Below are 22,791 nucleotides of genomic sequence, written 5' to 3'. Positions count from 1 at the left end.
TAATGTACTTTTTTGATGTAATAATATTTTTATACAGTATTCGTGATATAATTTGTCTAATAAAAAATAAAGCATAGCAAGTTTTTAAACCTGCTATGCATACTTATAAAAAAATAATAGAGATTTAGTTTTGCTGATTATCATTCATAATCATGCCATTTTTTATTATATAAATGTTTTTTCCGTCAGAAACTATTGATATAGCATTTTCATTATCATCATTTAAAGGAGATACATAATCATATCCGCCGAATTCTCTTCTTAATGATGCATTTTTGTTTAGTATGAAATAGTAATATTTACCTAATCTTTCACCAGTAAAAGCAAATGAATCACCTAAAAATTTAAATGAAGTGATATCATTGTATGAAGGGCTTTCAAAATCATTTCCTATAATATATTCTCTTTCATTTTTACTTGCATTATAAACTAGATTATTATTTGTAGAAAAGTATATATCATTTATAGCGTCATAGTTATTAGGAAGTCTTCTGCCGTTTAGAATTATAAAAGATACTCCATTAGTTTGAGCTCCGTAAGCTAGAATAGAACTGTCATCAGAATATTTATAATTATGTATTATATTGTAGTTAGTAGTCATATTTCCGCCTACATATAACTGCATAGTATTATTTGTATTAACATTTATAAATATTAGAGTTTTTCCGTTAGGGGAGAATGACATATTAGTTACAAGATTGAATTCTCCGTAATTTCTTCCATTAGCGATAACACTTGTCATAATAAATTCATTTGTGATTATTGTATTTGAAGTATCTGCTGCTTTAGGTAAAGACGGAATTTCATTGTATCTTATATTAGTGATAACGTTTGTTACTGTCATTAATGCTATAGTGTTTGACTGACCTTTAACAGTTATTCCCTCTTCATTTGTATATACGCTTATATTTGAAAGATTATAATTTGTAATAGTTGAAGTATTAGTTACTATATCATTTGTAATTTCAAGATTATTAGTTAATGAATTAGTATTAGTTTGACTATTTGTATCAATTTGCGGCATCATTTTTACAGCATATGCTATACTGTTATTATTAAATGAAGCAAGATCATCAACTAATCTAAAGTTTTCGCTGTCAGAAGTTCCAGTAAATATTACAGCATTTCCTTCATTTTCAATAACATATACTATATTATTTCCGTCATTTGAGAATTTTAATCTGTCTGCTTTAGATGATATTTGTTTTTCTTCTCCGTTAATATTTATATAATATAGTCCGTCTCTTGAATATGAGAACGCGTATGAATTATCATTTATTACACTGTCAAATAATTCTGAATATTGTACTTTTGCCTCTCCATTTATAACAGCTATTCCGTAATTCATTAATCTTGCAAATATTATTGAGTTGTTTCCAGAAAAAATAGTTCTTTCTATAGAATCAAATTCCTGTTCAGTATTTCCATATATTAAAACCCACATATCTTTTCCAAGAGAAGTTTTAAGCATGGTAGCGGTTAATGTTCCGTTTGGAAGTATTTTAATGATTCCAGCATCTTTATATCCAGTAAGTCGGCTGTTTTTATATATTATATCAAATGTTTTACCTTCATTTGCTGAGTTTTTTTCTATAATTAGTGCATAATTAGTTTCTGATGAAATATATGAATTATTCAGTCTTTCATTATTTTGTAAAGTGTATATTTGAGTGAAAGCTTTTGTATATAACAGAAAAAATAGTGTGGATACAATATATAATCTTTTCATAATAATTCCCAATATTAATATGTTTGTATATTTTTTATATAATCGGAACATTTACAGTCTAAAATTAATAATTATGTAAAATTATTAACTTAAAAAAAATTAAAATTTGACGAATATTGTAGAAGTATATTTTTTATTTGGAGGCACTATGAAATATAATTATTTAATACTAATTGTTTTTTCTTTTTTGGTATTATCCTGTAAGACTGTAGAAAAAAATAATGTACAAACTTCAAATATTATCAATCTTAATGAAGGCTGGGTAAATGAAAGTAAGTTTATAGCTACATCTATAGGCTATCCTAATGGTTATGCTTCAACCGAAGAAGAGATAAAAACAAGTGCTTTTAATGCAGCTTTAGCCTTATCAAAAGTAAAAATTGAGAATGCTTTTGCTAAAGAACTTCCAAATAGAGAATATGAAAATGGTGAATTAAAAAATATCGTTGAAAAGTATATAAAAGTGGAATATTCAAGTTTTATAGATGATAGATATTATCAGCTTAAAACAACTGTTGAATATGATAATCTTCTTTCATTGTTAAGGGATGGAAATATAAAAAAAATTCTCAATTAATTTACATTTTTTTACGTTTTAAAAAATAATAAGTTTATAATAATAACTATATTAAAAAAGGGGAAAATCGTATGAGCTTAAAAAAAATTATGGTTTTGGTTCTTGCTCTAGTTTTTGCAGCTAGCATGTTCCTATTTGCTCAAGGTAAAGTTGATTTGTCTAAAGTACCAGACGGCACATATTTGGGTAACTACAAAGCTACTTACAAAACAAGACAAGGTGATTATCAAGCTAAAGTTACTGTTGCAGGCGGTAAATTAACAAAAGTTGTACTAACAAAATGTGCACATAGCAGCGGACCTGCTAGAGGAAAAGCAGCTTATGACAAAATGATTCAAGCTAATAACATCTATGTTGATGGTGTTAGCGGAGCTACTTGGGTTGCATTAGTAGAAGATGCATTAACAAAATTAACTCCTGCTAAATAATTTTTAACTATTAAGAATCTTAATGAGCGTATCTAAATTTAGGTACGCTTTTTTATTATTTTTTATTTATTATTGAATTTTTTACACTGTTTTTATATTTAAGTTATTTTATTTTGTATATTTTTGATAAAGTATTAATAAATTTAACAATCGGACTTTAATATTATGAAAAATAAAATAATTATCTTATTAATTTTTTTAGCTGTTTTATTAGTGATTGTTTTTATATTGTCATATGGTAAAATAAAATCAAGAGCAAAAGAGATAAAGAGAGAATACATTGAAAAATATAAGCCTGATATAACTTTTAAAAGTGTCTCTATAGACGAAATTACTTTATCATATATCACATTAAATACATTAATTGAAGTAAAAAATAATCTGCCTTTTGAACTTCCTATAGAAAAAGCCGAAGTTAAACTTATAAACAATTCTGATAAAGTATTTGCTTCTGCTAATTCATTAGATACTTCAGAAAATTTAAAAATACCTGCTAATTCTTCTATATCATTTAATATGAAGTTTAAAGCACAGTATTCTGATTTGTTTGAAACTGTTATAGATGCCATAATGTCTAAAAGTTTAAAATGCAATGCTAATATTATTATAACTTTTACTGTATATGGTAAGTATTTTGAGTTTTCTTATGATAAAGAACTGGTATTTATACAATAGGTTTTTTATTATTAATATTCTAACTAATATAAAACCTAGTCTTTTTTGCAATTTTTGGTTAAGCTTGCGACTCTGTGTGCTGTAGGCAAGCGAAGGCGGGAAAAAGAACAATAAAAAATTGACAAACTTAAAAATTTTCAGTATATATAAAAATAAAGGCTATGATTTATAAAAAATCACAGCCTTTTATTAAATAAAAGAGTATAAATATAAATGAGTTAATCTTATTAGTCACTGAATGATATTACACCTTCAATAATTGCTTCGAATCTGTCTGGTTCTATAATCATTACAGTATCATCTACTTTTAAATTAGGTGCAAAGTCTCCTATACTTATTAAGAAAGAGTGTGCACTTTTGTACTGTCTAGCATATTCCATAAACTGATCCACTGTTTCCTGACGCATAGGATATCCAGAAGTGTCCAAAGCAAATGTACTTTTGTATGACTGACCCTCAGAACCGAATTTCTTAATAGTAACAAAGAATACCAAAGTATCAGATTTTTTAGTATGTTCTGTTACTACATATCCGTTTAATGTTAATATTCTGTAGAAGTATTTTTCCAAATATTCTATAATATCCATTTCCAAAGCAGTTCTAAATGCATTGTTCGCGATGATAGAACTGTATGTTTTTAATTTTTGGTCTACGTCTAAGTATATATTTCTTACTGATTTAATTATTTCCCATTGTTTAACAGCCGCTTCAAATTGTTTGTTTTTTACCAAAGTTTCAGCATATCTATATCTTTCATCAACAACTTTTTCATTAGGTATATTTTCTTTAGTAAGCACTTGTCCATAATATTCTCTTGCTTTTGTATAATTTCCAAGTTCATAATATGAGTTAGCAAGGTTTAAAGATATAGCATCTTTGTCAGATATTTCATTACTTTCATATGCTATTTCCAATTCTTTAATAGCATTTTGGAAATCTCTGCTTGAAGATAATATTTCTCCTAATAATAGGTGATATTGAGCATTAGTAGCATCTAAGGCAATAGCTTTTTCTATTTGCTGCTGAGCTGCATGATAAGAACGTATTTTATAAAAACATTCAGCAAGCATATACAATAACTGCGGATTACTGTCATTTTGAGCTGCAGCTAAAGAAAGGTACTTCTGAGCCTGCACCCATTCTCCATATTGATAGCAAACAGAACCAGCTTTAAATAGAGAGTCGTAATCTTGATCTCTTATTTTTGTAATCATATCATATTCATCTATAGCTTTTTTGGTATTTCCTGTTTGTTCGTATATTCTAGCCAAAAATTCTCTTACAGTTAATTCAGTTAATTCTTTAGTAAAATATGCTCCGTCTATCATATTTTGTAATGCCGCCATAGCAAGTATGTACTGCTGCTGTTTATAATACATATTAGCTGTCATCCATAATATATTGGCATCTTTTTTATATTTAGGATCTAGAGTGTTAATTTCTCTCATGGCTACATCATAATTTTGTTCATTGTAGGCCTGAACTATTTTTTTTAGTTTGATAGGGTATGAGCCGCTTTTAATAACGTACTGAGTGGCAAAACCTAATAAAACAATTAAAACTAATATTACAATTAATGAAGCTTCCACGATTCTAATCCCTTTTATTCATAATATATAACTGGACTTCCAGTTTCTTCTGATTCATTTAAAGCATCTTTAATTTTTCCCATCATACTATCTTTTATAACGAATACAGACATTTTATTTGATCTATTACTAGAAAAATCAAAGCCGCTTACAGCCATAGATACATTAATATCTACGTTTTCACCATTATATTCAAAATTATAATTTTTCAATGCTTTAAAATATCTTTTGGTAGCCTTCCAAGCCTCGTCCTCATTTGCAAAAATTACAGAGTATATAATATTATCATAAAGCAAACATTGATTTTCACCTATTCTGGCATTTTTCTTTATTGCCTTTATTAGCTCTTCTTGAAGCTTTCTGTAAGCAGAGTTTCCATATTCATCTATAATAGAATTACTATTTGATATTTTAAATGCTATAATACCTATAGCATGTTTATATCTTTGAGAGAATGCTATTATATTTTTTATAGTACTGGAAAATATTTCATACTCTGATTTATTAATTCTTACAACTTCATAATTTTCTGTTTTATACTCATCTTCTTCATCATAATAATCTATTATTTCATCTTCAATAGTATATCCCAAATTATATAATATAGTTTTATACATAAATATAATAAGTTTTTTTATGCAGTATGATAATTGTATTGATATAAAAAATAATCCAACAGCCAATATTGTGCTGTAAAAAGTATAATCCTTTTTATATAAAAGTTTTTGTATTTCTGGTACATAGCTAAGAGATAGTATAAGTATTACAGAAGTAACTATAAAGAAAAGTAAATTTTCTATAGTTTTTGATAAACTAGTATATCTTTTAGTAGGCTGCATCATTACTATAATAAAAGCGTATAATATAGAAATACCTATCCATATCCATACCCAAACATCAAGAGCATAAAGCAAATACACAAAAAAATTCTCAGGATTTGATGATATTAAAAGTATATAGATAGGAATAATAACAGCACTGTATATTAAAGTGCATATCATAGCAGCAAAAAAGCCGTATATATATGATTTAGATAAGTTTATTTGTTTATCTTCCATAATAGTACCTAGTTCTTTCGCCATATTGCATTGTTATATTTTACCGCAGTTTGTCCGAATATTTTCATTATTTTTTCTAATTCCAATTTATTAGAATATAGTGCATATTCAAGACCTTTTTTGCCTTTACTTATAGCAGCAATAAAGCTTTCTTCTGTTACACAAACAGCATTAGCTCCCAACATAAAATATTTAAAAGTATCAGCTCCATATCTAGGAGATTCTGCAAGCAATGTTAATTGCATTTTATGATTATTATGCAAGTTAGCTGCTGCTCTGTTTATAGTATCGGCAACTTTTTCCATACCTTTTAATGCATACTTATTATTATTTGAAAAATATATACTATTTGCATGTGAAGAATTTGCATTATGAATATCATTTTCATTTGATATTCCCTTGATTATTATAGGAATATCTATTTCCTTTATAATTTTTGATAATTCTTTTTCGCTTTTTACATATATTTTATTATGAGAAGTGATATTATAGCAGTATGATAAATCAATTCCAACGGCACAAGCACCATTTTTTTCCGCTTTTCTTAATCTTTGTAAAATAATTTCCTGAGGATTATTACCGTCTATCATAATAATTCCTCTTTTGTTTCCTTTTATGGTTCTTATTGAAAGTTCAAATAATTCTTCGTTGTTAAAATCATTTAATATAGCTAATACCTCACAATTAGAAGCTGCATCTAATACTATTTCGTAATATTCTCTTATATCCATTATTCCATCTATTACTTCAGGCAAATTATATATAGTGTCTAGTATAATTGGCTGCGACAAATGCATATTAAACATATTAGTTTCTAAATTAACTTGTTTTTCTTCATGAATTATACTAGGATTAAAAGAGTAATGAGAAAGACCTGTTTTTTCATCGGTATCACCTTTAAATAGATAATTAGCACTTTGTTTTGAAGCTAGTTTTTCATGTGCTATTCTATTTATTTCTTCAGCTGTAATACTTTTTTCATCTGTCAATTTAAAATGTACAAAGTTCATAGCTTTATTTGCTATTGCTATCGCTTCATCTCTAGTATTTCCTACAGCAATAATATTACCTGCTTTTTCCAAATTATTTGTAGGTGTAACAAGTATATCTCCAGCTTTTGTTTTTATAAATACTTCTTTTATACCTTCAATTTTTTTGGCATTCTCAACACCTTCAATTGATTCTATAATACCAGTACCCGGAAGAAATGCTTTTTCAACAGCAACTTTATTCCATTTTGGTTTTAAATCACTAGGAGGATTACCCAATGCTATTTCTATGGCATTTTTTATCAAGTTTACACCAGTAGAAAGAGGGTAGGTATAGGCACTCATAAATCCGCCGGATAGTCTTGCGGCAATTTCTCCTACCATAGCACCGTTTTTTGTAACTTTTATATCACCCTTAGCAGCACCTATTTTTAAATTTAATGCTTTTATACCAGCTTTCATTACATTAATAGCATCATCTAACTTTTCTTTTTCCAAAGCAGACGGCATAATATGTCCAGTCTCTATAAAAAATGGAGGAAACTCTATTATTCTATCAGCTACTCCTGTAACATATATTTCATCATTGTATATAAGCATATCTATAGATAGTTCAGGACCGTCCATAAACTCCTCTATTATAACTTCGCCTGAAGGAGAGGCACTTTTTGCCCTATTAAATGCAGCAAGTACATCATTTTCATTGGATACCTTCATTACACCTCTGGCTCCCATATTGTCAGCAGGTTTTACTACAACAGGTGTATTTAAATGTCTATAAGCATCTATTGCTTCATCATAATTCCATACTGGAAAGAAATTAGGCTGAGGTACATTATTTTTTTTAAATCTTTCACGCATTCTTATTTTATTTGAAGCAGCATATGCATCTTCAAATCTATTTCCCGGAAGTCCTAAAGCATTAGCAACAGCAGCTACAGTTGTAGAAGCATCTGTACCTACAGTTATAACTCCGTTAATTTCCATTTTCTGGCTCAAATCTCTTGCTGCCCTTACACTTCCATCAACATCTCTGGTAGAAACTACCATAGGATAATCGGCTATTTTCATTCCATGTGCATCTTTATTATAATCAAATACTATTGTGTAAAGTCCCATTTCCTGAGCTATTTGTATGGCAGGTACCTGTAATAGTCCTGCACCTATTATTATTATGCGTTTGCCTTTCATTTTAGTATTGCCTTTTTATTCAGTTTAAAATATTCCATTATATAGTATTATTAGTATCGAAATTTTAATACCAAACTAGAGAATTTTAAATTTTTTTATTATGCTAAAAATATTATTTTCTTATTATTAATCTCAACTAATTGACAATTTTTTATATGTAAATAAAATATTAGTAAATAATTTTTCGGGGATTACAAAAATGGAAAATAATATTAAAGATGAAACTTTATTTGATAACTTTTTGGCACTTGATATTAGAACAGGTACTATAATAGAAGCTGAAGATTTTCCTAAAGCTAAAAGACCAGCATATAAATTAAAAATTGATTTTGGTGCATTAGGTATAAAAGTATCATCAGCACAGATAACAAATCTGTACAAAAAAGAGGATTTAATAGGAAGGCGTATAGTTGCAGTTGTAAATTTTCCTAAAAAACAAATAGCTAATTTTTTCTCTGAGTGTCTAGTTTTGGGTGCTGTAAAAGATAATGGAGAAGTGGTACTATTAACTACTAAAGAAGACTGTGAAAACGGTATTGCTATAGGATAGATTATTTTAGCTGCTTTATTATAAGCAATAATAATGAATTATCATTTTTTTGTTTGAAAAATATTCATAAATATATATAATTTAGTTAAATATTATAATCATAGAGGTTAGTTATGGAACTAAATTACAAAAAAATAGCAGAAGATATAATTGCTAATGTTGTAAAAGATAATATAGAATCAGCTTCTTTTTGTGCTACGAGGTTAAGATTAATAGTAAAAAATAGACTACAGATTAAAGATGAGAATATTGAAAAGATAGAAGGTGTGACAGGAGTTTTTTATAATGCTGGTCAGTATCAAATAGTATTGGGTAAGAATGTTAAACCTGTTTATGATGAAATGATAAAACTAGGAGTTACAGCCCTATAAATATTTATTTAAAAAAATATTAAATATAATAATGCTGTATAAAGAGTTTTTTTAATTAAAGTTTAATAATATATTATTAAACTTTAATTATTAATTATTAAATTCAAGCTCTTCAAAAGAATCTTTATCAAGCAGTTCATAATGATAACCCTGCTCTGTAAGGAATAATTGTCTTTTATGAGCAAAGTCTTCTTCTTTAGTGTCTGTAGTGATAATAGAGAAGAAATAACTTTTATTTTCGCCTTTTTTTGGTCTTAATACTCTTCCAAGCCTTTGAGCTTCTTCCTGCCTTGAACCGAAAGTTCCAGATATTTGTATTAATACATTAGCATCAGGTAAATCAACGGCCAAATTAGCAACCTTGCTTACTATCAAAGTTGTAATTTCACCTGTTTTAAATTTTTTATATATAATATCTCTTTCGCTTTGAGGAGTTTTTCCAGTGATAATAGTATATCCAGTTCTTTTTTTCATCTCATTCAACTGATCCAAATACTGACCTATTATAAGTATATTTTTACCCTGAAGTTTTTCTATAATCTTTTTTACTACTCTATATTTAAGAACATTCTCACTTGCTATTCTAAATTTTACTTTATCACTTGATACAACATAATCAGATCTATGACTTTCATCTAAAGGTATTCTTATATCATAACAGTATGCTTCAGCAATAAACTTTTTCTCTTCAAGCTCTCTCCAAGGTATATCAAACTTTTTAGGACCTATCAGACAGAAAACATCTTTTTCAAGCCCATCTTCACGTACTAAAGTAGCAGTAAGGCCTAATCTTCTCATACTTTGAATTTCACTTGTTAGTTTTATAATAGGAGCTGGAAGTAAATGAACTTCATCATATATTATAAGTCCCCAATTATGCTGGAAAAATAATTCAAAATGCACAAAAGGAGATTCTTTATTTTTTCTATATGTAAGAATTTTGTAAGTAGCTATTGTTATAGGCTTAATTTCTTTATTTAATCCATTATATTCACCTATATCTTCAGGAGGTATATCAGTTTTATCAAGTATTTCATCTCTCCATTGTCTGCATGCTGTAACACCAGTAACTATAATAAGTGTTCTGGTTTGAGTTTTATACATTGCAGCAATACCTACAACAGTTTTACCAGTACCGCATGGAAGTGCTATTACTCCTGCTCCGCCTTCAGGCTTGCCGTCTGCATAAAATGCTTCAACAGAATTTTTTTGATAATCTCTTAAAGCAAAATCCTCACCATTAGAAGGTAATTTTGTTCTCATATTAAAATGATAAGGCTCCCCAGTTTTATAACCTGCTAAATCCTGCACTGGATATCCTATATTGATAAGTGCTAATTTTATATGACCTCTATATGTAGCGTCTATTTCTAATTTGTTATTATTAATTTCTGCTTTTATATATTTAGTCATAAGTTTATAGTGTAGAATTTCATCTATTATGTTCTTATCTTCACTTATGAGGTAATATTTTTCATTTTCTTTTATAATTTTTATTCTTCCATACTTTTCGATGCTTGTTTCTATTTGTTTTATGATGTTTTTTGGTATTTCATAAGAAGTATATTTCTTTAAAAAGCCAATTATCTGTTCTGAAGTGTAGTTTAAACTTGCAGCATTCCATAATGATACTAATGTTATTCTATAAGTATGTATATATTCAGGACTTTTAACAAGTTCGGCAAATACAAGCATGAAATTTCTGATTTCTTCAAAATGTTTTGTGCTAACATCTAAAAGAATAGTACCATCGCCCTGAACTATGAGAGGAGCATTTTTATTCAATTTTTATTCCTTTAATTAAAGTATGGATATATTTGTATATATTTATTTAATAAATTTATTAATATCAAGTTTATTAATAAACATTATTTTCTATTAATGAAATAGTTTCTCTAAATATATTAAGATATTCTATATTATTAGTATTCTGACTAACCCATGATTTTAGTACATTTAATGCTTTAGTTTTATCATTTTGTGCCAAATAAACGTCAGATAATGTTAAAGTAGCCTGAGGTACTAGATAGCTTTTAGAATATGCTTTTGTGAAGTTTTCTAAAGTAGAAGCAGCCTGAGTATAATTTGTTAATTCTATCTGAGTATTTGCCAAATTATACATTGCACTATCTTGTAAATAAAAACCTCTTGCATTTGCCACTTCTTGATAGTATTTTTCAGCTTCTGTGAAATTTTTTATATCATAATAAACACAGCCCAAAGCGTATGCACTTCTTAATTTTAAGTTTTTACCTTTAGCAGCTGAGTATACTTTCTGAAATCTTGAGGTAATATCAATAATTAATGCTGGATCATTTAATTGTTCTTCTGGTAATTGAGCATTTTGATACACATTATACAATGCCAAAGCAGATTCAAACTCAGTATTTCTTGCAGAGTCCTGACTTTCTATATTAGCTTTGTATATTAAAATACCAGCTATTATTACTATTAAAAGCACGAATCCTGATATGAATATTATTCTATTATTGTATATGTATGTGAATATTAACTCAGCATTTTTTTGTATTTTATTTGTATTTTCAGACATAAAAATCCTCTTAAAATTAATTGTTTCAATAAAAGCTATTTTTAATAATCCATTATAATAATTAAACTTAAAAAAATCAAGTGTTTATTTCATAATTATTTTCTATGATATGGTTGAAATTTTATTATTGTTTATTTATAATTACTGTTAAAATTTGTATATAGGTAATTAATATATGTCTCCTCAAAAAATAGATTCTAAAGAAGTATTAGCTATAAAAATATTAGCAGAATACAGTGATTTAAAAAAATATATATACATGGTATTTTTTATAGATAAGTATGACAGTAAAATTATGGATATTGCATTTGTTATATCTAATGACAATAAACTTCTTAAATTTTTAAACTCGTATACAGATTTATTAGCACTTTATAAACATATAAAAATATATAATAAACTCAATAATGAAAATAATACATTATTTGAGAAATTTCAAAAAATTATAAGCGATATTTTTAGTGATAATAAAAATATTAATAATATTATAATATATCAAAGCAGTAACAATACTATTTCTATTATTGACATATTTGCAAGCAGTATGAATAAATTTATGGACTTTCATATAGGTACTTTTGATGTAGCACATAAAGTACTTAGTTTTGAAGATGTTTCTAATGCTTTGGATAATGTAAACAAGGAATTGGAAAATACAGCTGTTATGCATGCCTCATATAGTTCTGATTCCAATTCATCTGTAGAAAATACTGATACATCCAAACAACCTGAAGCACCTAGTTACAAGTTAATCAATGCTTCATTTATAGTTGACCCAATAGGAGGAACATCTATAAATGATATAAATGTAGGTGATAAGGTTATGGTAAGTATTAATTCTAATACTGTTGAAGAAAATATAATATATCTTGAACTTAAAGGGAAGAAGGATAAATATTCAAAATATATAGTACCTGCTGAAGTTTTAGAAAAGCACGTTGAAGAAAAATCTATTAAGATACTATTAAAATTAATAGACGGATTTTGTGCTTTAATAGAAGAATTGGAGCCTATTAAATTAAAAGTATTCAATCCTACTAGGGATGTATACGTTGAAGGTGAGGATAATGATGCTGATAAGAAACCGTCATTAATCAGCAGGCTATTCTCAAAAATTAATACATTTAAACTTGTAATGTTTGGAATGGCTGCTGTTATACTCATTCTTTTTATAGCTATAATATATGTATTCTTTTTCCAAGTTTGATTTATTGAATTAAATTTTTTATGTATTTTATAGTTTTTATGTGTATACAGATTTATTATTTTTGATAATTAATAATAAGGAAAATAATTATGAAAATAGCAGTATATTCTCTTTTAGATGATGAATTAGAATCTTTTCAGTTAATGGAAAAAAAATATAATACAAAATTTACATTATATAAACATTATTTAAATATTGATAATGTTAAAGAAGTTCAAGGTTTTGACAGCATAGTTTTTAATGCAAGAGATGAAATAAATTCTGAAGTTCTTGATAAATTGAAAGAATACGGTATAAAATATATGAGTACAAGATCTGCAGGTTATGATAATATTGATGTTGATTATGCTGATAAAATAGGAATAAAAATAGCAAATGTTCCTTCATACTCTCCGAATTCTGTAAGTGAGTTTACAGTGCTTTCTCTTCTTGCTCTTATTAAAAATTATAATAATTTGCTTATAAACGGATACAATAGAAATTTTATAAGAAATGGGCTTGTAGCAAAGGAATTGAGAAATTTAAATATTGGAGTTATAGGAACAGGAAGAATAGGTACTCTAACTATAAAACATCTTAAAGGTTTTTATCCGAAAAATATATTTGTATATTCAAGAACACAGAGAGATGAAATAAAAAATTATGCTGAGTATGTAAGTTTAGATGAATTATATAAAAATAGCGACGTTATAATATATCATATACCGTTAAACAAAGAAACTAAAGATATGGTATGTAAGGATTCTATAAATAAAATGAAAAAAGGTGTTTATATTATTAATGTAAGCCGTGGCGGTATAGTTAATAATGAAGATTTGCTTGAAGGATTAAAAAGCGGACATATTGGAGGGGCGGCTTTAGATGTATATACTAATGAAATAGAATATGCCAATAAAGATATAAAAGATATAGTTTTAAAAGATAGTATTATAGAAGAGTTGTTTAAAATGAATAATGTTATAATAACTCCGCACTATGCTTTTTATACTGATGAGGCACTACTTAATATGGTAACTATTGCTATTGATAATGTATTTGAATTTATAAATACAGGAAAATGCATAAACAAAATAATAAAGTCTTAATTTATTTAATAACTTTTTATTTTTTAATTGACTAAGTTTATAAAATTATATAAAATATTTTTACATAGTTTTGATTAACTATTATTTAGGGTAAATATAATTTATATAGTTAATTAAAAATAAATAGTTTAATTTTATGGAGTTTATTATGAAAGCTAAAAGGGTATTTTTATCATCTTTTATCAGCATTGGCTTAGTGATATTGTTAATGCTTTCTTCAATATCATGTTCTAAAGGCAAAAATGAAAATGACGGAATTATCGTTAATCTCAGTGTTGAACCAAAGACAATAGACCCAAGTTTGAATGCACAGATATACGGAGTAATTTATATTTCTCATGTATTTGAAGGTTTAACTGTAAGAGATAGAAATAATAAAATAGCACCAGGGGTTGCAGAAGATTGGGAAATAAGTGCTGACGGAAAAACTTATACATTTTATCTTAGAACTAATTCTACTTGGTCTGATGGAAAACCAGTTGTAGCAGAAGACTTTGTTTATAGCTGGCAGAGACAGGTTGATCCTAAAGTTGCAAGTGAATATAGTTATCAGCATGAACCTGTGAAAAATGCTATGGCTATTACAAGAGGCGAGATGCCTGTAGATGCTTTAGGTGTTAAAGCTGTTGATGATCATACTTTGGTTGTAGAATTAGAAGCTCCTACTGCTTATTTCTTGGAAGTAGCAGCATTTCCTACATTTGCACCTTTGAGAAAAGATATAATAGAACAATACGGCGACAGCTGGACTTTGAAGCCTGAAACTTATATAGGAAACGGTCCTTATGTTATGGCTGAACGCAATATTGATGAAAATATTGTAATGGTAAAAAATCCTAATTATTGGAATGCTGACAGTATAGTTGCTGAAAAAATAACATTTGTACTTATGCAAAATGGAGCTGCTGCTGTAGCTGGTATAAAAGACGGATCTTTGCATATGGCTTATGAACCTCCTCAGCAGGATATACCTACACTTATGGAAGAAGGTTTAATACAGATTAAGCCTCTTATAGCTACTTATTATTATCCTATAAATGTAACTAATGAATATTTAAAAGATCCTAGAGTAAGAAAGGCATTGTCTTTGGCTATAGACAGAAACTATATAGTAGAAAATGTTACTAAAGGCGGACAAAAACCTGCAAGCGGTTGGGTGCCTTATGCGGTTAATGATATTGACGGAGATTTTAGAATAAACGGTGGTGATTTGTATGATGTATCAAAAGAAGGATATTCTAATAATGTTGAAATGGCTAAACAGCTTTTGGCTGAAGCAGGATATCCAAATGGAGAAGGTTTTCCAGTAATAGAGTTTAAAACTGATCCCGGTAATCATGTAGGTATTTTTGAAGCAGTACAGCAAATGTGGAAAGAACATCTTAATATAGATTCTACTATTACTCAGATAGATAATGCATTATTAGGTCAGACTTTACTTGAAAAAAACTTTATGATAGGAAGACTTTATTGGTCTGCTGATTATTCTGACCCTATGTCTATGATGAGTTTATTTACTAGCTACAATACCCAAAATAATGGTGGATACAGCAATCAAAGATATGATGAGCTTATAGGTGAGGCTATGTCTACTGATGATAATAATATAAGAATGAAAGCTATGCATGAAGCTGAAAAAATACTTATACAGGAAGATATGGGAGCTATACCTATATATTTCTTTACAGAGCCTTTGCTTGTTAATCCTAAATTGAAAGATGTTGTATACAATCCATTAGGTTTTCATAAGTTTTTCTATGCATATTTAGAAAAATAATATAATATTTATTAAAAATATAGCAGGCGGTATAATTAATTTATACAGCCTGTTTTTATAATTTTTACATTTTATGCTTATTTTTTATTTATAATTATAATTTATTTAGTCAATATTTACAATGAATGCTGTATAAATATATCCTTTATTTAATAAAATCTAAACTTATTTAGCATAATATCCGATTTTTAAAATGTTAAAAAAGTTGCAAATCTTTAAATAATAATGTTAAATATATTAATTAAAAAATAAATAATTTTGAGGCAGGTTTATTATTAAAAAATAAAAAGACTATAATAATTATTTTTCTTGTAATAATAATGTTGTTTGTTAACTCTTGCGATACATTTGATATGTACATAAGAAAGGCACTTGAAGGAGTTAATCTTTACGAGCTTAGTGTGTTTGGGGAATCTTTAGGCCGCGATATAAAAGTAGTTGAGCTTAGAGGTTTTGATGTAAATGACTTTAGAAATGACAGAGTTTCTTATTATATAAACAGATATCAAGGCAGCTGGAAGCCTTATATGCAGAAAATTATAGACAGAGCCCAAATATATTTGCCTTATATTAAAGAAGTATTTGCAGAGAAAGGTGTTCCAGAGGATTTGGTATATTTACCTATTATAGAAAGTGATTTTAATCCTCAGGCAGTTTCGCATGCAGGGGCAGCTGGTCTTTGGCAGTTTATGCCTATGACAGGTGCTATATATAATCTTAAAGTTAATTATTGGTCTGATGATAGATTTGATCCTGAACGTTCTACAAAAGCTGCTGCTGATCATTTGGTGAGGCTTGATAAAAATTTCAAATCTTGGGTAATTGCATTAATAGCTTATAATGCAGGAGGTGGAAGAATATCAAGAGCCATTAGAGAAGTAAAAAGTAATGATTTTGACGATTTGCTTGCTGCAGATGTGCTTCCAAAGGAAACTGAAGAGTATATACCAAAATATGTTGCTGCTGTTATAATTGCTAAAAATCCTGAGAGATTTGGTTTTAAAATTAATAAACCTAAAGTTGTTTTTCCGCAGGGTGATTTGGTTTATGTAGATGATGCTGCTGATTTATCTGTTATAGCTAAGATGATAGAAGTTGATACTGAAGATTTAAAGGCTTTAAATCCGCATTTAGCAAGAGGAGTAACACCTCCAGGTATGGTAAGATATCCTTTAAGAGTTCCTCAAGGACTTGGTGATAAATTTAATGAAACATTTGCTAAAATACCAGCAAGTGAAAGAGTTACTTTCAGACGCCATGAAGTAAAAATGAATGAAACTCTTTCTCATCTTTCTAAATTTTATGGTGTTCCTATAAATGCCATTGTAGAAATAAATAAATTAAAATCAAAAAGTCTTAATATAGGTCAGCAGGTTATGATACCTATACAAGGGCTTGATAATGCAAAGCAGGTTGATTTAGCCCAGTATGAAGAAGAACAAGAGAGAATAAGAGAAGGTAAATTTGTTTATTTTGAATCTTTGCCTCCACCTGATTATGAATATAAGGATATAATGTATCATGTTAGAAGCGGTGATACTCTTTGGATAATTGCAAGAAGATTTAATATAGATATATCCGAAATAAAGGCTTGGAATAGACTTAATAGTAATGTGCTTTCTATAGGTATGGAAATATTTTTGAGAATACCAACAAATAAATAAAATAATTATGAATATTTATTTTAGTCTTTCATTAATTAAAGTTTCAAGTTTATTTAATACTTTTATTCTTCGATCCCAAATATAATCTACCATAGAATCATATATTTTTATTTGGTTTTGAAAAGAATCAAATAATTTGTCATTTTTATTGAGTTTTTCTATTTCTTTTATTAGTTCTTCATTATCCTCATCTTTTTTGAAAAATAGAAGAGCATTTTTATTAACCAAATCAAGTTCTATATTTTCATCACCATTGTATATTGGTATGCATCCAGATTTAAAAGCATCAAAAAGTTTTTCAGTGATATATCCATCACTAATAGTATTCTCTGGACATATATTGAATTTGAAATCTTTTAAATATTCTATTTTATCATTATTAAAATTTTGTTTTAATGTATCATCATTATGAAATAATTTGCTAGGGCAGCTTATATTGTCTATTTTTGAGATTTTATTATACATTTGTGTTCTTATATTGGTAGCATCATGACTAGCAACTAATGAAGCAAATTTATTTTTTGGGATTTAGCACTATTAATATTATCTATAATCTTTTTATATCATCTTTAGTATAATTTTTATTGTCTAATATTCCATAAAAATTAAAAAATATCCAAATGGGAAAACGCACATAATTTTTATGCTTGTTTTCATCAAGTCTGTCAAAACTAAGCGATAAATCTACATTATTAATACAATTATCAGAATATTGAGCCCAAGTTTTATTAATAGCATTTTTAGATACGCATTCTCCAGTATAAAATATTTTTATTTTAGCTTTAGAATGCTCTAAAAAATATCTTTTTCCAACTGGTCCAAAATATTCTATATCTGCATTATATCCTATTTCTAGATCATTAATATAATCTCTTTTTATCAAATTATAAAAAATATTTTTATCAAACTCTTTTTCATTTACAGGCCAATCATTTCTAACAAAAAACGTTTTTTTGCCTTTTATATCATTTTTATAATGATTATAATTTATTTTGTATCCTAAATCTTTTAAATAAACAGAATCTATTCTTACTTTATTTCTTATTTTTCTTATGGGAATAAACCAAACTAAATACTCAATTAAATTCTTTTTTAATAATAATTTATCTTTCATAAATGACTTTATTTTTTTAATTTATCTAAACTTAATCCTACATTATTTAAATCGTATTCAAGCATTATCCTTACTAATTCTTTAAATGTAGTTTTTGGTTTCCAGCCTAGTTTTTCTTTTGCTTTTGCAGGATCTCCTAAAAGTAGGTCAACTTCTGCCGGTCTGTAATATCTAGGATCTATTTCTACATATTTTTTCCAATCAAGCCCTACAAGTCCAAAAGCTTCATCTAAAAATTCTCTTACTGAATGTGTTTCCCCTGTAGCTATAACATAATCATCAGCTTTATCCTGCTGCAGCATTAGCCACATAGCCTCAACATAATCTTTAGCATATCCCCAGTCTCTTTTTGAATCTAAATTACCTAAATATAATTTATCCTGTTCTTTATTAAGTATTCTAGCAATAGCATGTGTAATTTTTTTTGTTACAAATGTTTCTCCGCGTCTTGGACTTTCATGATTGAATAATATTCCATTACATGCATACATATTATAACTTTCTCTGTAATTAACTGTAATCCAATAGGAATATAATTTAGCACATGCATAAGGACTTCTAGGGTAGAAAGGAGTTTTTTCTGTTTGAGGAGTTTCAACAACTTTTCCATATAATTCGCTTGTTGATGCCTGATAGAATTTAGTTTTTATTTGAGTATCTTTTATAGCATCAAGTATTCTTATGGTACCAAGTCCTACAACATCAGCTGTATATTCAGGCATATCAAAACTTACTCTTACATGGCTTTGAGCTGCTAAATTGTATATTTCATCAGGCTGTATTTTTTCCAATAGTCTTGACAAATTAGAGCTGTCGGATAAATCTCCGTAATGAAGAAACATTTTTACATCATTAATATGTGGATCCCTGTATAAATGATCTATTCTTTCAGTATTAAATGATGAACTTCTTCTTATTATACCGTGTACTTCATATCCTTTTTCTAATAAAAGCTCTGCCAAATATGAACCATCTTGTCCTGTAATTCCTGTTATAAGTGCTTTTTTCATTATTATATCCTAAATTCATTTATTGTAGCTTTTCAAAAAATCATTATAAACTGTTTTTAAGCCGTCTTCAAGTTCTATTTTATATTTCCAACCTAAAGCATTTATTTTACTAACATCAAGAAGTTTTCTCATAGTACCGTCTGGTTTAGAGCTGTCTAATTTTATTTCGCCTTCAAAACCAACAGTATTTTTTATTAATTCTGCTAGTTCTTTGATAGTTACTTCTTTTCCAGAGCCTATATTAATAAACTTGCCTATGTCCTTGGCATTTTTATTTTCCATTAAATAAATGCAAGCCTCTGCTAAATCATCAGAACACATAAACTCTCTCAAAGGAGTACCGCTTCCCCAAATAATAGTTTCTTTTAAGTTATTTATTTTTGCCTCATGAAAACGTCTAATAAGCATTGGTATAACATGGGCGTTTTCAGGGTGGTAATTATCATTTATACCATAAAGGTTGCACGGCATAACAGCAATGTAGTTTGTATTATACTGTCTATTGTAGGCATTGCATAATTCTATACCAGCAATTTTTGCTAATGCATAAGGCTGATTTGTACTTTCTAAATACCCAGAAAGAAGATATTCCTCTTTTATAGGCTGAGGGCATTCTTTAGGGTATATACAGCTTGAACCTAAAAACATTAACTTTTGAACATTATATCTATATGATGCTTCTATAATATTATTTTGTATTTGAAGATTGTATAATAAAAAATCAACAGGGTAGGTGTTGTTTGCGTATATTCCTCCTACTTTGGCAGCTGATAAAAATACCCACTCTGGTTTTTCTTTTTCAAAAAAATCGAATACATCTTCTTTGTTTCTTAAATCAAGTTCTGAGTGAGTTTTTTTTATTATATTATTATATCCATTTTTAGTAAGTACTCTTTCTATAGCACTTCCTACTAAACCTTTATGACCAGCTATGTATATTTTTATATTTTTATTCATAACTAATTATATCCTCTGAATTATAAAAATTATTTATCTTTTCCTGTTATAGCTTCTACTATATTTACGAGATTAGAAATAGAACGGTTAAAATACACTAATACATCTCCGTATAAATGAGCATTTAAAGCAGGTATTAATGATTTATCAACATTATCATAATGCCTTTGTCTTGCTTCATAATAGAATGCTTTTATTTCATGATATTTTTGCATAGCTTCATCATATGTTTTTTCTTTGTTTAAAGAATAGTACTGAAGTATTAGTTCTGATAAATAGTCTATAAATTTTTTATTATTGTCTATCATTTTTAATATATCTGCTTTTTGTGTTTCATTAAATAATGTCTTTTTTTCACTTCCTTTTATAATTGCTTTCCCTAAGTCTTTTAAATTATCGCCTAGATTTTCATAGTATGTACTTATATTTATTAGAGAAGCTATATTTGCTGAGTTTAAAGTATTTTTTCCAAGCAGTTTGAGTAAAAATGAATGTATTTCCTGATCTGTATTATCAAGCATTTTTTCATGATCTCTTATTTTAGTAAGTAGTCTTTCGCTAGGGTTTTCAAATAGCTGTTCTATTCTTGAAAGCATTTTTTTTGCTATTTCGCCCATATAAGTAACTTCTTTTCTTACCTCTATTTCTGCTGATACAGGCATATTAAGTAATTTATCAGAAAGTACACTGACATGTTTTTCGTCTTCTTTGTCTTTGATTAAGAAGCATACTATTTTTTCTAGTTTTTCTGTTAGGAAGTAGAATACTATAACGTTTATAATGTTAAATATTGTGTGAGCAGCTGCTATATAGAATGATATATTTACATATTTATTATTTACTACAAGATTTGGATCTCCTATGTTCATAAAACCTACAACTATATCAACTAATTTTATATAGTATGGGAATAAGAAGAACATATATATAACACCAAATATATTAAATAAGCAGTGAACTAAAGCAGCTCTTTTAGCATTTGTAGAAGCTCCCAAAGTTGCCAATACAGCTGTAATTGTAGTACCTATATTTTGTCCGAGTATTAATGCTACGCTAGTAGGATAATCTATCAAACCAACTGAAGCCAATGATATAGTAACCCCCAAAGCAGCACTGCTTGACTGTATTATAGCAGTAACAATCATACCAATCATTACGCATAAAAATCTACCGTACATAGTATCTGCATTTGCCATTAAGAAAACTTTTTCAAAATCTTCAGAACCTCTTACTCCTTCAAATGCCATTTTCATAAGAATAAGACCGTAAAATATCATACCAAAACCCATTAGTATTTCACCAAAGAATCTTAATCTTCTATTTTCCGATCCAAATGTTACTATAATAGAACCCAAACCTAGAGCAGGTAATGCTAGTACATCTATATTTAATGATATTATCCATCCAGTAACTGTAGTACCTATATTGGCACCTAGTATGATATTTATTGCTTGAGAAAGTGTAAGGATATTAGCATTAACAAAACTTACAGTCATTACAGTAACAGCACTGCTTGACTGAACTATCGCTGTTATCAAAAAACCTAGTGCTATTCCGAATATTTTATTTTGAGTTAATTTATGGAGTATTTCTTTTAGTGCATTTTCTGTACTTTCCTGAAGTCCGTCTGAAAATACTTTAAGACCATACATAAAAAGTCCGAATCCGCCGATTAAAGAAAAAGCTAGGTTTAAAAACATATGCATATCCTACTATTTTATTAAGCTAGGCGTGCTTAGTATATTATAAATGTAAAAAAAGTCAATAAAAATAAATTATTAAGTTAATCGATTTTTATTGACTTTTTATTATATTTAATTATAAATATTATTTTTTTAATTTTCTACCTTCTTTATCTGTAAACTTGTCTAATAGTATCATTACAATATCTACTATATACCATATTCCAAAACCTCCTGCGGTTATCAAATATAATATACCAGTACCTATTTTTCCAACATAAAACCTATGGACAGGTAAAAATATGGCTAATAAAAGTGTTATAATCCAACTTCTATCTGATACTTCCATAAAAAACTCCTATTATGTATATGACTATTTTGCATTATATATTATATATAAAAAAAGTCAATAATTATTTTTTTATATAATTATTTCAATAAAAATGATAAAAATGCAAAAACTTTTTAATATATTAGGCTTTTTAACTATTTTAATGATTGTTTATAGTTTGTGTAAATAAGTTTTATATTTTATTATGCAATAATTTATTTATAATTTTACTAATTGTAGTTTCACAAATACTAAA

The 22,791-nt window shown here is 27.6% G+C and carries 21 protein-coding genes; 9 read left to right on the top strand and 12 right to left on the bottom strand.

What is annotated here, in order from left to right; genetic code table 11:
* Positions 1-124: 124 nt before the first annotated feature.
* Positions 125-1,729 (bottom strand): hypothetical protein, encoded by a 1,605-nt coding sequence (locus KQ44_RS05015; protein WP_096736488.1) that lies wholly within the window; start codon positions 1,727-1,729, stop codon positions 125-127.
* A 148-nt stretch (positions 1,730-1,877) separates the two neighbouring features.
* Here KQ44_RS05015 and KQ44_RS05010 point away from each other — a divergent pair, with 148 nt between their 5' ends.
* The 3 genes from KQ44_RS05010 to KQ44_RS05000 all read left to right on the top strand — a co-directional run bounded on the left by KQ44_RS05010 (position 1,878) and on the right by KQ44_RS05000 (position 3,409).
* Positions 1,878-2,306, top strand: coding sequence for a hypothetical protein (locus KQ44_RS05010; protein WP_096736487.1), 429 nt, complete (start codon positions 1,878-1,880; stop codon positions 2,304-2,306).
* A gap of 71 nt (positions 2,307-2,377) precedes the next feature.
* Positions 2,378-2,734 carry an FMN-binding protein gene (locus tag KQ44_RS05005; protein WP_096736486.1) on the top strand — a complete coding sequence of 119 codons (357 nt, stop codon included), beginning with the start codon at positions 2,378-2,380 and terminating at the stop codon, positions 2,732-2,734.
* Positions 2,735-2,899: 165 nt separating this feature from the next.
* A complete protein-coding gene (locus KQ44_RS05000) occupies positions 2,900-3,409 on the top strand; it encodes a hypothetical protein (protein ID WP_096736485.1) in 510 nt (169 codons plus the stop codon).
* A 227-nt stretch (positions 3,410-3,636) separates the two neighbouring features.
* Here KQ44_RS05000 and KQ44_RS04995 read toward each other — a convergent pair whose 3' ends face one another.
* The 3 genes from KQ44_RS04995 to KQ44_RS04985 are packed head-to-tail and all read right to left on the bottom strand — an operon-like array spanning position 3,637 to position 8,236.
* Positions 3,637-4,998 (bottom strand): tetratricopeptide repeat protein, encoded by a 1,362-nt coding sequence (locus tag KQ44_RS04995; protein ID WP_096736484.1) that lies wholly within the window; start codon positions 4,996-4,998, stop codon positions 3,637-3,639.
* A gap of 14 nt (positions 4,999-5,012) precedes the next feature.
* The gene (locus KQ44_RS04990) at positions 5,013-6,056 is read right to left on the bottom strand and encodes a hypothetical protein (protein ID WP_096736483.1); all 1,044 of its coding nucleotides are present in this window, start codon (positions 6,054-6,056) and stop codon (positions 5,013-5,015) included.
* 8 nt (positions 6,057-6,064) lie between these two features.
* Positions 6,065-8,236 (bottom strand): alpha-hydroxy-acid oxidizing protein, encoded by a 2,172-nt coding sequence (locus KQ44_RS04985; RefSeq protein WP_096736482.1) that lies wholly within the window; start codon positions 8,234-8,236, stop codon positions 6,065-6,067.
* Between the two features lie 199 nt (positions 8,237-8,435).
* On the opposite strand from KQ44_RS04985, the gene KQ44_RS04980 reads away from it, so the two are divergent.
* Complete coding sequence (locus tag KQ44_RS04980) at positions 8,436-8,786, top strand: tRNA-binding protein (protein WP_096736481.1); 351 nt, start codon at positions 8,436-8,438, stop codon at positions 8,784-8,786.
* A 113-nt stretch (positions 8,787-8,899) separates the two neighbouring features.
* The gene (locus KQ44_RS04975) at positions 8,900-9,157 is read left to right on the top strand and encodes a PTS transporter subunit EIIB (RefSeq protein ID WP_096736480.1); all 258 of its coding nucleotides are present in this window, start codon (positions 8,900-8,902) and stop codon (positions 9,155-9,157) included.
* Positions 9,158-9,247: 90 nt separating this feature from the next.
* On the opposite strand, the gene KQ44_RS04970 is transcribed toward KQ44_RS04975, so the two are convergent.
* Together KQ44_RS04970 and KQ44_RS04965 are read right to left on the bottom strand one after the other, a co-directional pair.
* A complete protein-coding gene (locus KQ44_RS04970; protein ID WP_096736479.1) occupies positions 9,248-10,942 on the bottom strand; it encodes a DNA repair helicase XPB in 1,695 nt (564 codons plus the stop codon).
* Positions 10,943-11,015: 73 nt separating this feature from the next.
* Entirely contained in the window at positions 11,016-11,708 is a 693-nt protein-coding gene (locus KQ44_RS04965; RefSeq protein ID WP_096736478.1) for a tetratricopeptide repeat protein, read from the bottom strand.
* 175 nt (positions 11,709-11,883) lie between these two features.
* Between KQ44_RS04965 and KQ44_RS04960 the strand changes: the two genes are divergently transcribed.
* The 4 genes from KQ44_RS04960 (at position 11,884) to KQ44_RS04945 (ending at position 17,441) form a co-directional block, all read left to right on the top strand.
* Positions 11,884-12,915 (top strand): hypothetical protein, encoded by a 1,032-nt coding sequence (locus KQ44_RS04960; protein ID WP_096736477.1) that lies wholly within the window; start codon positions 11,884-11,886, stop codon positions 12,913-12,915.
* An 89-nt stretch (positions 12,916-13,004) separates the two neighbouring features.
* On the top strand, positions 13,005-14,000 hold the full coding sequence (locus tag KQ44_RS04955) for an NAD(P)-dependent oxidoreductase (RefSeq protein WP_096736476.1): 996 nt from the start codon (positions 13,005-13,007) through the stop codon (positions 13,998-14,000).
* Positions 14,001-14,148: 148 nt separating this feature from the next.
* Positions 14,149-15,777 carry a peptide ABC transporter substrate-binding protein gene (locus KQ44_RS04950; protein ID WP_096736475.1) on the top strand — a complete coding sequence of 543 codons (1,629 nt, stop codon included), beginning with the start codon at positions 14,149-14,151 and terminating at the stop codon, positions 15,775-15,777.
* Between the two features lie 320 nt (positions 15,778-16,097).
* Positions 16,098-17,441 carry a LysM peptidoglycan-binding domain-containing protein gene (locus KQ44_RS04945; RefSeq protein ID WP_096736474.1) on the top strand — a complete coding sequence of 448 codons (1,344 nt, stop codon included), beginning with the start codon at positions 16,098-16,100 and terminating at the stop codon, positions 17,439-17,441.
* 15 nt (positions 17,442-17,456) lie between these two features.
* Here the strand turns inward: KQ44_RS04945 and KQ44_RS14835 are convergent, their stop codons facing one another.
* From KQ44_RS14835 to KQ44_RS04920, 6 genes are all read right to left on the bottom strand, one after another.
* Entirely contained in the window at positions 17,457-17,906 is a 450-nt protein-coding gene (locus tag KQ44_RS14835) for a glycosyltransferase family 10 (protein ID WP_240516486.1), read from the bottom strand.
* A gap of 82 nt (positions 17,907-17,988) precedes the next feature.
* Complete coding sequence (locus KQ44_RS14830) at positions 17,989-18,555, bottom strand: hypothetical protein (protein WP_240516485.1); 567 nt, start codon at positions 18,553-18,555, stop codon at positions 17,989-17,991.
* An 8-nt stretch (positions 18,556-18,563) separates the two neighbouring features.
* Entirely contained in the window at positions 18,564-19,565 is a 1,002-nt protein-coding gene (gmd, locus tag KQ44_RS04935) for a GDP-mannose 4,6-dehydratase (protein WP_096736473.1), read from the bottom strand.
* A gap of 15 nt (positions 19,566-19,580) precedes the next feature.
* The gene (locus KQ44_RS04930) at positions 19,581-20,522 is read right to left on the bottom strand and encodes a GDP-L-fucose synthase (RefSeq protein WP_096736472.1); all 942 of its coding nucleotides are present in this window, start codon (positions 20,520-20,522) and stop codon (positions 19,581-19,583) included.
* Between the two features lie 29 nt (positions 20,523-20,551).
* Complete coding sequence (locus tag KQ44_RS04925; RefSeq protein WP_096736471.1) at positions 20,552-22,222, bottom strand: Na/Pi cotransporter family protein; 1,671 nt, start codon at positions 22,220-22,222, stop codon at positions 20,552-20,554.
* Positions 22,223-22,349: 127 nt separating this feature from the next.
* Positions 22,350-22,553: a TM2 domain-containing protein gene (locus tag KQ44_RS04920; protein WP_096736470.1), complete on the bottom strand. Its 204-nt coding sequence runs from the start codon at positions 22,551-22,553 to the stop codon at positions 22,350-22,352.
* Between the last annotated feature and the right edge of the window lie 238 nt (positions 22,554-22,791).

Origin of the sequence: Brachyspira sp. G79 (assembly GCF_002379365.1) — a bacterium.
In the GTDB taxonomy this organism is placed as follows: Bacteria; Spirochaetota; Brachyspiria; order Brachyspirales; family Brachyspiraceae; genus Brachyspira.
The sequence above is the reverse complement of the archived record's forward strand: the minus strand, read 5'-3'. Positions and strand labels throughout refer to the sequence as shown.